Raw genomic sequence first — 12,990 nt, forward strand, 5'->3', positions numbered from 1 at the left:
TAAAAAATTGCATAGTTGCAACTTTTTTTAAAAAAATATCTTGCATTATTGCAAGTTATGTGGTATAATAGTTTTGTAGATGGAAAAAAGCCAATAAACATCTATATTTTTTTAAAAATTATCTTGCATTATTGCAAGAAAAATATATAGGAGATGATAAAAATGAGTTTTAGCGAAGGATTAAAATATGAAGAAGGAGCAAGAAAAAATAATAAGAGAATGGGCAGAAGAAAATTGCTTTGGTTATCCACACAAGGCATAGCAAAATGGAATACTATGAAAGCGGTTTTAAAGAACTGAAAAAGAGAATTCCTGATGTAACAGAAGATGAAATAAAAGGTTTTGAATACGACGGAATATATGATGAATACGAATTAAGCCCATCAGAGTACGGAAACGAAGATTTGATAAAGATTATGAAAAAATCCGATATGATTCACAATGTATCGAATATAAAATGTGTAATTGTAGGAAGAAAACGAAAATTTAGTTTAGGAGAAATGTAATGGACAAGATGTGTGAACTTGCAAAAACTATAAGTGATTTAAAGCTCACAAAGTGTGAGATAAGGAAAGGGCTAAGCGGATTTGAGGTTTTAACAATTTCTAAAAGATGCAAGTTAACGGTAAATGAAACTTGTGAACTTATAGAACGTCTTTTAGAGAACAATACAAATATAAAATTTTTAAAAAACGAGGTTACAAAATGAAATACACTTTATACAAAGACGACAAGTTTATTATGCAGAGAAAACATTTTTATCCCATAAAATGTATCTTATAAAATCTTTGTGAATAAAAAATATTTATATATCATATACTGATTTAATGGATATGGCTAAGAAAAATAATTACAAAATGGAGAGAGATGAAATTTGGAGCATTGAAAATAGTAAACGAAAACAGTCAAAAAGCAAGAGAAGAAATTGAAGCAAAGAAATTTAAAAACAGAATCAAAAAGCTATTTAACAAAAAACAGCCAAAGCGACTAATTTTAAATCCAGACTGGAAATAAATTGATGTTTTATCAAGCTCATTGTAAATATTGCAGTGGGTTTGGATAAGATATTAATAAAAAAAAATAGGAGGAAACAGAATGAGAAAAGAATTAAAAAAAATAGAAAAATTTGTAAAACAAAATTGCGGAAATTTCGCATACGATGAAGAAATAGGAACAAAAGAAATAAAGGAGTTAAAAGGGCTGACAATAATCTCAGAATATCGTGGATGGGATCAGAAATATGGAGAACCTGCATTTGAAACAAAAATTTTTAATAAAGCAGGAATAGAGTTAGCGTATAAAGAATTCTTGCCAGTATTCTCCTATGAGGAGTTTGTTGGAAACGATGATTGGTACATATTTTAAAACAGAAGACAGGTGCTAAAGTCTATAAAACACAAATAAAATCAACAATGTTGATTTAATCGCGCCATCTATGTCACTGCATATTTTTGCACAAGGCATAGCTACTAGAATATGCAGAAATGTCATAATGAGTCTTCTTTTCTAATATTTATTTAATTTTTAACTGTATAGATGGCACGATTAAATTAATACAATATTCTTAATCAGTATCAAAAAAAGCATTTCTGAGCAACAAAAGAGCTTATCTAAGAGCATTTAAAGCAGATCGAATATTACTGATTAGGACATTGTAAATATAAAAAATAAGGAGATAATAAAATGCAAAATTTTAGAAAATTGCCTGCGATGAAAAAGAAAATTGCAGGTGCAAGTAACAAATTAGGAAAAATGAATGAAATGATAGAGAAAATTAAAAACGACAGCGAAATTGATGAAAATATAAAAAAATTGATGGAGCAAAACTTAAGATACTACGTTCAAAAGAATACGGTATCGATGCAGGGTTTAAAAGTAGGAGGTGGAAATGACGTCAGAAAAAAATTTGATAAAATCAATAATTTTAATTGTAGCAACTGCTCTAATGCAGATCGCAACAATTGAAGCCAAAGGGCATTGGATAATTGGAGGCAATGTGGCTTTTCCATTTTAGTGGTCATGCTGCTGTGGTGGTGTCCTAGAGCAGTAAAGGAATTTATGGGGTCTTGTAAATAGGGGCAATTTAAGAGAACAGGAGGATGTGTTTTGGGAGTACTAAAAAAAGCAAAAAGAAAAAAATTAGAAAGGAAATTATAGAGAAAGCTGTCACTACAAAGGAAATTTTTAAAGATGAAAACAGGAAATCAAAAATAATGATTATGATGTCTCTGTCGAACTTATGCAAAAGTTACAGAAATTATTTCAAGATTCCAAAATAACTGACAAAATCTTGAAAGTGGTGACACCAAAATAGAAAAGATAACAGAGGAACAAACACTTTGGTGCACTTTCAGTCTTGAAGATATTATACAAAGAAGCTTCAGAGCTTTGACAAGACTGATTAATGAATTTGAATTTGAAGATTTACATAATCCTGAGCAGACTGTTATCAAAGATTTTAAGAACGAATTTATCATTGTACATTTCAGAAAGATGTTTGAGCAAGAACTCATGGAAATAAAATCTAAGTTTAAGATATATTCAAAACTAGATACAATACGACTGAAACTGCTTTACATCAAATGTTTATAATCTTTGCTTATTACAAGATCTTTAAAAGAGAAGTCGAACAAAGAAAGTTTAGCAAGATAACTGGAATGTACTTAAAACATTAATCACAAAACGAACAGAAAATTTAAGGAAATAGAGGAAGTTATCAAAGAAAATGAAAAAACAGACTTTGAAAAAGATATGCTGGAACTTCTAAAGTTTGAGGAAGCGGGATTCAAGATAAAATGGGCTGGTTATAGCAGGAAACAGGCATTGAAACTTAGGAGCAGGGCATAGATAAAAGAAATGGAGAAGAAAGTGAACTATAAAGCAATAAGTTATAAAAACGAAGAAGAATGGCTAAGCATAAGAAAAAAGGATTGGTGGAAGCGATGCAGGAGCGATAATGGGAAAGAATAAATATAGAAATATTATTGATGTTTGGAAAGATAAAACTGGAAGAATACAAAATAATTTCGCAAGCCCTGCAGCTCAAAGAGGTAAGAACCTGAAAAATATATTTAATTCCTACAAAGAAGACAATCTCGATAAAAAAATATTAGAAGTCAATAAAATGTACATCCATCCAAAATATGACTTCATACGGGCTAATTTAGATGGAGAAATTGTTTATCAGGATAAAAAAGGATACTTGAAATAAAGACAACTACAATAAATAAGTGGAATAAATATGTTGAGGAATGGCAGAACAATATTCCTGAAACTATTTATATCAAATTTTACATTACTTTTGGTGACTGGCTATGAATACGCCGTATTAGTTGCTGAAATAAAATTTGAATGTTTTAAAAACGAAGATACAACACCGTTTGATCTGGATAAAAGGTTGCAGACAATTGTAATCAATAGGTCAGATTGGGAAGATGAGATACAGGAACTTTTAAATAAAGAAATTGAATTTTGGGAATGTGTCAAAACGATACAGAACCAAGAATGATAAAAGTTATGGAGGTTAAAATGGAAAAATAATTGAAACATCATTAGTTGCATTACCTAAAATGGAGTTTGTTTTGACAGTGAAAAATAACCCCAGCCAAAATTGATAAAGATATGATTGATTTTGAAAAGGCTGAACAAAAGTTGAAGAAATAGAAAAACTTTATAATATTGTATTTACGGATGTAAAATCAAGAAATATAGAGAAGAAGTAGCGAGCACAAAATCAAGTGCTGAAAAATTTAAAAAGGATTTGATGGATTATTTAACAGCTGACACAAAAGAAATCAATCAAAAACTTATTAATTTAATCAAGAGAGTTGATGCAGTCAGAAAATATTTACATGACAAAGAAAAAGAATTAGATAACGCTAAAAGAGAAAAAATAAAATCAATAAAAGAATTTGTATTTAAATATAGACCAGAGTACTTAGTTTATTTAGTAGAAAATAAAAAATAAAACAAAACATTTAAAGAGGATGATATTGAAACTGAAATGCAGCGACAATACGATGAATTAATCAGAAAAGAAGATTTTATAAAACAGGAAATTGAAAAAGCAAATAAAGAAATTAAATTCAAAATTGTATTTGAAAGCATGAAATATTTAATTCAAGAAGACTATACAGTCATTTCTAAAGCGATAAATGATAAAATGAATGAAATTAAGCAAACTGAAGAAAATTTAAGAATAAGAGCAGAAGAAGAAAAACAAAGAGAAATCGCTGAACTTGAAAGAAAAAGAGAAATTGAAAAGCAAGAAGCAATTGCTAGAGCTCTTCAAGAAAAAGAGCAAAAAGAAACAGATAATACTCAAAAAAAGGATACTTACATTTGCATAAAAGTTAACGGGCTTTCTAAAGAGATAGCGTTAGAATTAAAACGATTTTTAGATAAAAATAACATAAAATATTTTAAGGAGATGAAATAAAATGGCAGGAACTTTAACAAATCCTAAAAAACAAACAAAAGGGATAGTAGGTGCAGCTACACTAAAATCAATGATAAATGATGAAAGAACAAAAATAAATTCAAAGAATTACTAGGAAACAAGGCAGCTGGATTCTAACTTCACTGCTGAATACTACAAATGGAAATAAACAATTACAGGAAGCAGAGCCACAAAGCGTTTTGAAGGCTGGAGCAATAGCTGCAACATTGGATTTACCAATTGATCCAAATTTAGGTTTCGCCTATGTTGTGCCTTACAAAAGAAAATACAAAGATAATCGCGGCAACTGGCAAGAAAAGAACGAGGCACAATTTCAATTGGGCTACAAAGGATTTATACAGCTTGCAATTAGAACTGGACAATATAAAAAATTAATGTTACAGAACTTTACGAAGGACAGTTTGAAAGCTATGATCCAATTACTGATGAGCTTAAATATAATCTTGATGGAAAAATAAGCGATGAAGTAACTCATTATATTGCATATTTTCAAACCACAAATGGATTCGAGAAATACAATGTAATGAGCAAGGAAGAAGTAAGAGAACATGCTAAGAAATTCAGTAAAACATTTCTTAAAAGTTCTTCAAGTTGGCAAACAAATTTTGACAGTATGGCAAAGAAAACTGTATTAAAATTATTGTTGAGTAAATTTGAATTCTAAGCATTGAAATGCAGACAGCACAGAAAGTAGATCAGGCTGTTATAAAAGAAGTCGAGCCAAACGGAAACGTGGAAGTTGAATATGTAGACAGTCCTGACAATGCAAGCGATATTGTCGAAGAGGAAACAGCAGATAACGATACTCAAAGTGATAATGAAATAGTTGAGAATTTTAATTCAGAAGATTTGTTTTAAAAAAAGCAAGGGTTAATTGAGGGCACTTTATAACAAAACAGGAGGAAAACAAGTGAGTAAATACAAGGTAGGATTTTATGTAAACAGCAGAGCAAATATCTATTCTACGAATGCCGAAGTTATTGATTTAGTTGAAGACTGAAAAGGATGGATCAATGATAAAATATGCTGAGATACACAAAATCAAAATTGAAAATGAAACAAGATATGTAGCAAAAATGTATGTCACTTATAGAGACGAAATGATAGATAGTTTTAGCAGCAGTTATTTAGAAAAAGTTGTTGAATATTTAATAAGCAAAGAATACGTTATATCAAATTACTTTGATATGACAGAAATGGAGGGATAACAAAAAAATGAAATTACTGTTAAATGTGGAAGAAGCTTGCTCTTTTCTTCAAATGAACGAAAGAACTTTGAAAAGTGGATTGATTAGCGGAACTTTAGATATAGGAAGTGCAATAATTACAAAAGTTATAAATAATAAACCTAGATATAAGTACCACATCCCTATAAAAGAGCTGAAAATATATGGAATAAGCTATGAGGATTTTTTAGAGACAGGGTAGCGGTATGAAAATGAGAAATCCGAACGGTTATGGTTCTGTAATTAGATTAAGAGGCAAAAGAAGAAAACCTTTTGCTGTAAGGGTTACAACTCATTGGGATAAGACTGGTAAACAACAATATAAATATATAGGTTATTATAAAACTCAAAAAGAAGCTAATCAACAATTATTTTATTATAATGAACATCCGTATAATGTAGATGTTCAAAGTCTCACATTTTCGGAAGTTTACGAAAAATGGAAAACAGAAAAATTTGATACAATTGGTCGTTCATCACAATTAGGATATATTGCTGCATTTAAGAACTCTAAAATTTTACACCAATTACGATTTGTAAATTTAAAATCTTCTGATTTGCAAGAAGTTTTTTCCAGCACTAAAATCAAATATGGTTCGAAGAAAAAAATTAAGATTCTTTTTAATCAGCTATACGCTTATGCTATGAAAAATGATATCATCTCAAAAGATTATAGCAAATATATAGATATCGGAAAAATACGGAAGAAAACACAAGAAAGCCTTTTACAAATAAAGAGATTGAAAGATTGTGGGATTTGCTGGATGAAAATGACTGGATTGACACTATTCTAATTCTTATTTATACAGGATTTAGAATTGGAGAATTGCTGGAAATTTAAAAATAGTGATATTGATTTGAAAGATAGAATCATTAAAGGTGGACTGAAAACAGAAGCTGGTAAAGATAGACTAGTTCCTATCCATTCTAAAATACTAAAACTTGTTGAAAATAGGATGAATACCAAAAACGAATACTTGATTGTAAACTTCAAAGGCAAACAAATGAAATATGATAATTATTACAAAGAAAAATTTAAACCTATTATGGAAGAACTTGGAATGAATCATAAGCCACACGATACTAGACATACATTTGCAACATTACTAAGTAATGCAGACGCAAATAAAACATCAGTTAAGAAATTAATAGGACACAACAGTTATACAACAACTGAAAAATTTTATACTCACAAGGACATTGAAGAGCCAAGCGGTGGAAAAGATATAGTATTTTGTATATTGCTTGTATATTGTGTGTATATTGTAAGCATACATTTCTATACTTTTCCATACTTTTTCCAAATAAAAAACCCTGAAAACCAATGTTTCCAAGGGTATATAAAATAATACAATTATCTTTTGAGAATTTTTAACAGTATTCAAATACCTATAAAATCAATATTTCTTGTTTAATTTGTATATGCTATATTGTAATTTTAACTAAAAAACTCTAACAATATTCTTCGTATTGCTAGAGTTATAAACATATTTACTACACTTTCATTTTATCACAGATAAATTGAAAAGGCAATGGAGTTAAAATGAAAAAAATCAAAGAAAAAGAAATTAAAAATTTAAATGAACTTAAAATAAAAGTTCTAAAAGAAATGGATCTTAAAGAGTTAAAAGAATTAAAAATTGAAATTGAAAATATAATAAAAGAAATTGAAGAAGAGCCTTAATTGGCTCTTGTTTTTTGGGTTGACATTTTAAGAAAATATGCTATAATTAAAACATAAATAAAACTGATAAATACTTTTAGTATATCGCCTTGTGATTCAGCAGCCGCTTAGAATTGCAAGGCATTTTTAATTATTGCTATCTGGATTATATAATTTTAGATGATTTCTTAATCCGTAGTTTATTGCTACAAAACATTTTTCATCTAATAAATATGAACCATCAATATTATAATTTAAAATATTTTCCTTATGTCCATTTTGTATTTGCACAATATTTATAATACCTAAATCATAATTTCTTAAAAAAATTCAAATAAAACTCTTTTTGCTTCTTATCTATTCTATTTTCTTTTAAAAAAATCTTTAATGATAAAAGCACTCTTATTGAATTTTTTATTTTATTGAATATATCCTCTATTTTCTATTATCATAAAATCCGGATAATTCATTTTGATTTCTTGATACAAATAATTGGAATAACCATATTCTTTATCCAACGTTTCATTAATTATAGGGATTTCTGGATTATTTTCAAAAACATATTTAAAGAATGCAACTACATCTCTTGGTCTGTATCTCGTTTTGTTTAATATATATTTAAAATTTCTATTTTCTTTTTTATTGTTTTTTAAATTTATTCTTTTTTTGTTACTTTCAAAATATTTTTTTATAAACTCAGAGTCAGATTCATTGTCTTCTCCAAGTCTCTTTTTTTATTACTTTTAATAAGGTCCGTCTATCCCATTTAAAGGTAATTGATTTATCTTCTTTTATTTTGTTTAAATCAGGAGAATTTAACAATTCAAATATTTCTGTTCTCAAACATACAAAAATATCGAGATTTTCATATTCATAATTTAATCTTTTGGTTTCTTCTAATAACGAAAGTAATATTCTTTCATTTTCAGTACCTTTTCAAACTTAGAATCCAATTCATCAAAAAAAATTCCTATTCCAAATGTACATTCACTCAAAATTGATGATGTTTTTTCTTCAAAATCTTCCAAAAAATCATAGTATTCTGCTTTTACAGAACTTTTCTGTTCTTTTAAATTAAATCTATTTTTTATAGTAGAAAATAATTTTTCAAGTAAATTGGTTTCAATTTGTGTTTCGATTTCTCTTTCTATAATTTTACTTATTATCTTATCAGAAGATAGGTTCAAAGAAAACTATTTTTTTGCAAAAATTTATTTATTAACTTAAGATTTTTTTCTATTTTCTCCATTCATTTTTCATCTTTTATTCTCTTAAAGATTTCAATAAAATCATAAATTTCCAAATCATATCTAATTCTTTTCTTATATTTTCTATCTTAGTTTTATCTAATTTATTCAAAATAAGATAAAACTTTTCCATATTGCAATTAATAATTTTAAAATTATTTTCTTCTTTAATTTCTCTTACTTTTTTTAAAAAATATGTTTTTCCTGTGCCTTTATATCCTAAAATTAAAAATTTTTCTTGTTTAATAAAATCATTCACATTGAAAACGTCCTCATAATATTTTAAATCTTCATTTTTCCCATCTATTTTAAAATCTTTTACAATATCCTCACTTATCTTATTGATACAAATTTTGACCAACTCCCTTTATTTCATTTTCTTTATTATTTTACATCATTCTTTTACTTTTTACAACTACAAAAAAAGACAGTCAATCAACTGTCTAATATATATTAAAATTCTTATTTACTGGTGAGGGATTAATGGTGCTGTCAACTTTTCTACCTGAAACTCCCTCATACCGCACCATTCCCTAAATTAAAAATCATCTTCATAAAAGTACTTCCTTTTTCATATGCATCGATAAAAAATGCAGAGTATACTACTACATTTATGATTATTTTCAATAGAGATCCTCCAGATAGGTTGATAACTAATTATATCACTACTTTCTTAGTTAGTCAATAAAAAAAGACAGGGCAATCTTTACGACTGCCCTATATAAATATTCCTATTCTTTTTTTTATTTTTTTCTTATTAGCTTTTACAGTCTCATCTGTTTCTTCAAAAACTCCGAAACGATCAAATCCCACTATCATGATTAAGACTATTGCATTAGTCCCAATCAAAAGATACAAATCCTCTCTTTTTGATTTTTCTTCTATGTAACTAAAAAGCTGCTCAGGATATTTATTCCTTAATTCTGTTTTTATCATTGTCAAATTTTCTTTTCTTTGATATCCTCTTAATTTTAATGTCAGAACTGAGTTTAAAAAAACTAACCCTAACATTACTATAAGAAATTTACGACTTCTGTGATATGTTTTCATTTTTATCACTCCGTTTCTTCACAAATCCAAACTTTTCCAGTAAAAGTTCCAAAAATCCAGTGCTTATACCATATCTTTTCTGATTTACTGTTTCTAGCAGAGCTTCTCCGAAAAATCCCAAGACAGGACTCCACGGATACAGAAACCCAGCGTTGAAATGACCCACCACTTTATTAAGGGATAGAGCAATCGCCATTGTCATTCCAGCGACGGCTATACGCTTAACATATGGTTTTACTGGCTGATTGTCTACCATCTTCTGTGCCACTACTCCAAACAGCACTCCTGAAAAGAAAAGTATAAGAAAAAGTCCGTGATTGTCTATTATTACTTTTAAGTCCTCTATCATTAATTATGCTCCTTATATTCCTATTGCTGTTTTTTCTTCTCCAAGTATTTTGTGTATTATTTCATCCACATTTACAGTTTTTTCAAGTGCTTCAGCACCTTTCAGTAATAAATCTTCAGTAAAGCTCTCAATATCATCAGGAATGTATGGGTTGTTTATCTCCTGTGCCTTTTTTACAAATTCCTTAAACTTTCCAAAAAAGTTATTTTTAACAGCTTCTAGTTTTTCTATTCCTTTTTTAGCCCCAAAGATTATCTCCTTTTCTAGTATTTCTTTTCTAGTGAAATCCACTAACATCCCTATTAAAATTACTTGTAACTGTTTATCCATTTTTATCTCTCCCTTTTCTTATTTTAATTAACATCAATTTTAAGCTATCCAGCAAGCTATACAACAAACTTTATCTTGCTAGCCAACCTATTTATCCAAAATTATTTTTAACGTTCAAATTCAGCTTGTATTCAAGCCATTTGCACATTATTTTAGTTCAAAATGTGGCGTATCTTTCTTTTTCCAGTTTCCACCCCATCCGATGTTAATGTTTTTGGATTTTGCAACTGCCAAGATATGATCTGCAACATCTTTCAATCTTTTAACATCGTAACCTTCCTGTTCTGAAAATTTTCGATAACTTCCGTTTTCATAAACTCCTGTTAAAAATATATCAACTGCATGTCCAAATCCATCACTTTTAATTTGATGATTAGATTTTGAAGTAACACCATTGGCATATGTTACAATTTTCCCTGGTTTAGTTCTTCCTAACGCAAATAATGCTTTTTGTTCTTCTGTTGTTCTTGCTCCACTCGTAATTCTAAAATCATACGGACTGTTTTCAATTGCAGCTTTCATTACTTCAACTAGTTTTGGATGTACATTTTTCATTTTATCCAAACTTGATTGAGTAAAAGAATATTTCTTATTTTCAGTCCCTACATTTTCCTTATCCCAATCTTTCAAATACTCCTCCTTTCTCTGAACTCTGTTTAACCAACCTGTCAAAAATCTTTCTTGTGTTCTGTCAGCTTCAACTTTTCCTTTGTAATAAATTCTTTGTAAATTATGATAAACTTCCAAAAATTTTTCAGGATCTGCCGAATTTAATGCTTCCAATGTTTTGTTTCCGATTATTCCGTCCACATCAAGATTTGCATTTGTCAATTGGTTTATAGCAATCTGTGCGTTTTTTGTTCCATTTCTGCCGCTGTTTACAGCCCAGTCGCATATAGATAAAGCCACTTTGTCATTTACAACTTTATCTAGCATGTTTCCTAAGTAATATTTTTTTAGATATATATTTTTTGCAAAATCTATTGTTAAATCTTGCATATCTCCCTTATATCCAAAGTCTCTTGCATCTTCTTCAGTTATTCCGTATTTTGTTTTTCCTCCAGCATCATATTTATCATTTGAGTATCCACCTTCAACTTTTAGTAAATAATCAAATATTTTTTCAAATCTATTCATCTACATCACTTCCTTTATTTCTTCAACATTCAATATTATGTTGTCTTCTTCAAATTTTACTCCAACAACTTTATATTTTTTACCATCCAATTCTATTTCTGTGCATATCAATTTTTCTATATTCATTCAAATCACTCCTCTTAATTTTGAAAAAAATCTTTTACGTTTAAATCCAACATTTGTTCAATAGTGTATCTGCTGATTCCAACTACTGCCATTTGCTCTGCCATGTCAGCAATTTCTAAAATATCCTGAATTTTTTTAGCCAAAACTTTTAATTCTGACCTGTCCAATTCAATAAACTCAACCATTTTTTTATCATTTTGCACTTTTACTTTCTCGATTTTATCTTGTTCCAAAGTCCACATTAGCGACATTTTTAACGATAAGCTGTTTCTATTTCTTTCGTTATTTTCAAATGTGTATTTTTTACCATCTTTTTCGATTTCGAGAGATTGATTTAAAAAATTTAATTTAGCTTCTGCTAAGTCTTTTAATGCTTTTTCCCTTAACTCTTTTAATTTTTTATTCAGTAAATCATTATCGACTTTCCAAGTATTGCCATTTTTATCCCAGATACTCCAGTCATTTGGTTTTGCGATTGTAACTATTGTTTCACTAACCTCATCCAAATAATTTCCATCGCTTAAAACTGTTTTACCAGCTTTTATTTTCTCCACTTCTGTCATTTCTCTCAACTCTCCAGTTTTTTTGTCCAAAGTTGGATTTGAAAGTAAAGATGTTGAGAATTTCATAGTTTCTTCATTCCAGTCAGGATAAAACAAGTTCGGATTTTTTTAAATTCCTCTGCTGTTGTAACTGTCGGTCGTGCTATACACTCCATTGTTGCGATTAAATAAATGTAAATTACTGCCATTTTATCACTCCTATTTTATTATTTTTTTTTTGATTTTTATTCTGTGCTAACTTATGAATTTATACAGAATTTTGAAAAATATTTATTGATTTTATTGACTTTATTAAACAATATAGCTAACCGAAAAAATAATACTAGCAGAATTAACCGTTGCGCCTTTCCATTTACCAATCCCATTAGGTTCAATGTAAACCGCTCCGTTGGAGACGTTGTACTGTGATGCATTAACCGAAAGAAATGTCTTGGGCTTAAATCCGTCTGGAACTTGGAAAATGACAGTACCATCATTAATCCCACTTAATGCATTACCACTGTCAAAGATGATGGTTACAATATTCCCAACTTTTTCTACAATATTACATGTAGTTCTTCCAGCACCAATTGCTTCTGCATGAACGTAAAGTCTCGCTTGCTGAACTTTGGATAAATTTTCCACTTTATCGGAAATTGGTTTATTACTTATCGCCCTGAATTTCCCTGAATCGTTGTATGTCAGACTGTTGTCTTCAATACATTCGTAATAGAATTTCATAACATTATCATAATAAAACTTACCTTTCGTTTTATTGCCAATGTCCTGTATGTTTCCGCCGAATTGTAATCCTAGAATTTCAGCTAACCGATTTCCTTCCAATGCCGTTCCTTTTGTGAT

General features: G+C 28.9%; 28 protein-coding genes and 1 pseudogene. 18 read left to right on the top strand and 11 right to left on the bottom strand.

All coding sequences use genetic code 11. From position 1 onward, the window contains the following. The first annotated feature begins 162 nt into the window (after positions 1–162). The 18 genes and pseudogenes from FVE74_RS11605 to FVE74_RS11615 all read left to right on the top strand — a co-directional run bounded on the left by FVE74_RS11605 (position 163) and on the right by FVE74_RS11615 (position 7,369). Positions 163–300, top strand: a complete 138-nt coding sequence (locus FVE74_RS11605; protein WP_172617487.1) for a hypothetical protein — start codon at positions 163–165, stop codon at positions 298–300. Further along, complete coding sequence (locus FVE74_RS10990) at positions 267–506, top strand: hypothetical protein (RefSeq protein ID WP_147004598.1); 240 nt, start codon at positions 267–269, stop codon at positions 504–506. The genes FVE74_RS11605 and FVE74_RS10990 overlap by 34 nt, the downstream gene beginning before the upstream one ends. Next, a complete protein-coding gene (locus tag FVE74_RS10995; RefSeq protein ID WP_147003780.1) occupies positions 506–709 on the top strand; it encodes a hypothetical protein in 204 nt (67 codons plus the stop codon). The genes FVE74_RS10990 and FVE74_RS10995 overlap by 1 nt, the downstream gene beginning before the upstream one ends. 158 nt (positions 710–867) lie before the next feature. Then, positions 868–1,014: a hypothetical protein gene (locus FVE74_RS11610; RefSeq protein ID WP_172617447.1), complete on the top strand. Its 147-nt coding sequence runs from the start codon at positions 868–870 to the stop codon at positions 1,012–1,014. A gap of 81 nt (positions 1,015–1,095) precedes the next feature. Continuing rightward, entirely contained in the window at positions 1,096–1,365 is a 270-nt protein-coding gene (locus FVE74_RS11000; protein WP_147004599.1) for a hypothetical protein, read from the top strand. Positions 1,366–1,683: 318 nt separating this feature from the next. After that, positions 1,684–1,965 (top strand): hypothetical protein, encoded by a 282-nt coding sequence (locus FVE74_RS11005; RefSeq protein ID WP_147004600.1) that lies wholly within the window; start codon positions 1,684–1,686, stop codon positions 1,963–1,965. Between the two features lie 423 nt (positions 1,966–2,388). Further along, positions 2,389–2,592 (top strand): hypothetical protein, encoded by a 204-nt coding sequence (locus tag FVE74_RS11010; RefSeq protein WP_147004601.1) that lies wholly within the window; start codon positions 2,389–2,391, stop codon positions 2,590–2,592. Between the two features lie 364 nt (positions 2,593–2,956). Continuing rightward, positions 2,957–3,211, top strand: a complete 255-nt coding sequence (locus FVE74_RS11015; RefSeq protein WP_147004602.1) for a YqaJ viral recombinase family protein — start codon at positions 2,957–2,959, stop codon at positions 3,209–3,211. A gap of 30 nt (positions 3,212–3,241) precedes the next feature. Further along, the gene (locus FVE74_RS11020; RefSeq protein ID WP_147004603.1) at positions 3,242–3,508 is read left to right on the top strand and encodes a hypothetical protein; all 267 of its coding nucleotides are present in this window, start codon (positions 3,242–3,244) and stop codon (positions 3,506–3,508) included. Between the two features lie 255 nt (positions 3,509–3,763). Further along, entirely contained in the window at positions 3,764–3,967 is a 204-nt protein-coding gene (locus FVE74_RS11025) for a hypothetical protein (protein WP_147004604.1), read from the top strand. Positions 3,968–4,003: 36 nt separating this feature from the next. Further along, on the top strand, positions 4,004–4,438 hold the full coding sequence (locus FVE74_RS11030) for a hypothetical protein (protein ID WP_147004605.1): 435 nt from the start codon (positions 4,004–4,006) through the stop codon (positions 4,436–4,438). Positions 4,439–4,584: 146 nt separating this feature from the next. After that, a pseudogene (locus tag FVE74_RS11995) lies at positions 4,585–5,123 on the top strand (recombinase RecT). Between the two features lie 8 nt (positions 5,124–5,131). Continuing rightward, positions 5,132–5,317, top strand: coding sequence for a hypothetical protein (locus FVE74_RS11045; RefSeq protein WP_147004608.1), 186 nt, complete (start codon positions 5,132–5,134; stop codon positions 5,315–5,317). 155 nt (positions 5,318–5,472) lie between these two features. Beyond that, complete coding sequence (locus FVE74_RS11050; RefSeq protein ID WP_147003772.1) at positions 5,473–5,667, top strand: hypothetical protein; 195 nt, start codon at positions 5,473–5,475, stop codon at positions 5,665–5,667. A 7-nt stretch (positions 5,668–5,674) separates the two neighbouring features. Beyond that, the gene (locus FVE74_RS11055; protein ID WP_147004609.1) at positions 5,675–5,887 is read left to right on the top strand and encodes a hypothetical protein; all 213 of its coding nucleotides are present in this window, start codon (positions 5,675–5,677) and stop codon (positions 5,885–5,887) included. Positions 5,888–5,891: 4 nt separating this feature from the next. Further along, the gene (locus tag FVE74_RS12000) at positions 5,892–6,479 is read left to right on the top strand and encodes a hypothetical protein (protein ID WP_232054115.1); all 588 of its coding nucleotides are present in this window, start codon (positions 5,892–5,894) and stop codon (positions 6,477–6,479) included. Positions 6,480–6,503: 24 nt separating this feature from the next. After that, positions 6,504–7,034: a tyrosine-type recombinase/integrase gene (locus FVE74_RS12005; RefSeq protein WP_232054116.1), complete on the top strand. Its 531-nt coding sequence runs from the start codon at positions 6,504–6,506 to the stop codon at positions 7,032–7,034. A 194-nt stretch (positions 7,035–7,228) separates the two neighbouring features. Beyond that, positions 7,229–7,369, top strand: a complete 141-nt coding sequence (locus FVE74_RS11615) for a hypothetical protein (RefSeq protein WP_172617459.1) — start codon at positions 7,229–7,231, stop codon at positions 7,367–7,369. Positions 7,370–7,495: 126 nt separating this feature from the next. Here FVE74_RS11615 and FVE74_RS11620 read toward each other — a convergent pair whose 3' ends face one another. From FVE74_RS11620 to FVE74_RS12010, 11 genes are all read right to left on the bottom strand, one after another. Then, positions 7,496–7,639: a hypothetical protein gene (locus FVE74_RS11620; RefSeq protein ID WP_172617488.1), complete on the bottom strand. Its 144-nt coding sequence runs from the start codon at positions 7,637–7,639 to the stop codon at positions 7,496–7,498. Between the two features lie 605 nt (positions 7,640–8,244). Next, a complete protein-coding gene (locus FVE74_RS11065; protein ID WP_147004610.1) occupies positions 8,245–8,535 on the bottom strand; it encodes a hypothetical protein in 291 nt (96 codons plus the stop codon). A 76-nt stretch (positions 8,536–8,611) separates the two neighbouring features. Beyond that, on the bottom strand, positions 8,612–8,956 hold the full coding sequence (locus FVE74_RS11070; RefSeq protein ID WP_147004611.1) for a hypothetical protein: 345 nt from the start codon (positions 8,954–8,956) through the stop codon (positions 8,612–8,614). A gap of 356 nt (positions 8,957–9,312) precedes the next feature. Continuing rightward, the gene (locus FVE74_RS11075) at positions 9,313–9,645 is read right to left on the bottom strand and encodes a hypothetical protein (protein WP_147004612.1); all 333 of its coding nucleotides are present in this window, start codon (positions 9,643–9,645) and stop codon (positions 9,313–9,315) included. Further along, the gene (locus tag FVE74_RS11080) at positions 9,620–9,994 is read right to left on the bottom strand and encodes a hypothetical protein (RefSeq protein WP_147004613.1); all 375 of its coding nucleotides are present in this window, start codon (positions 9,992–9,994) and stop codon (positions 9,620–9,622) included. Before FVE74_RS11080 ends, FVE74_RS11075 begins: the two co-directional genes overlap by 26 nt. 12 nt (positions 9,995–10,006) lie before the next feature. Further along, positions 10,007–10,324 (bottom strand): hypothetical protein, encoded by a 318-nt coding sequence (locus FVE74_RS11085; protein WP_147004614.1) that lies wholly within the window; start codon positions 10,322–10,324, stop codon positions 10,007–10,009. A 147-nt stretch (positions 10,325–10,471) separates the two neighbouring features. After that, positions 10,472–11,461 (bottom strand): glycosyl hydrolase 108 family protein, encoded by a 990-nt coding sequence (locus tag FVE74_RS11090; protein ID WP_147004615.1) that lies wholly within the window; start codon positions 11,459–11,461, stop codon positions 10,472–10,474. Continuing rightward, entirely contained in the window at positions 11,462–11,587 is a 126-nt protein-coding gene (locus tag FVE74_RS12165) for a hypothetical protein (protein ID WP_269447643.1), read from the bottom strand. 14 nt (positions 11,588–11,601) lie between these two features. Next, entirely contained in the window at positions 11,602–12,216 is a 615-nt protein-coding gene (locus tag FVE74_RS11095) for a hypothetical protein (RefSeq protein WP_232054117.1), read from the bottom strand. Continuing rightward, the gene (locus FVE74_RS12170) at positions 12,213–12,338 is read right to left on the bottom strand and encodes a hypothetical protein (protein ID WP_269473173.1); all 126 of its coding nucleotides are present in this window, start codon (positions 12,336–12,338) and stop codon (positions 12,213–12,215) included. The genes FVE74_RS11095 and FVE74_RS12170 overlap by 4 nt, the downstream gene beginning before the upstream one ends. Positions 12,339–12,441: 103 nt before the next feature. Next, positions 12,442–12,972 carry a hypothetical protein gene (locus FVE74_RS12010; protein ID WP_232054118.1) on the bottom strand — a complete coding sequence of 177 codons (531 nt, stop codon included), beginning with the start codon at positions 12,970–12,972 and terminating at the stop codon, positions 12,442–12,444. Positions 12,973–12,990: the final 18 nt, after the last annotated feature.

Origin of the sequence: Leptotrichia wadei, from assembly GCF_007990445.1 — a bacterium.
Lineage (GTDB): Bacteria > Fusobacteriota > Fusobacteriia > Fusobacteriales > Leptotrichiaceae > Leptotrichia > Leptotrichia wadei_A.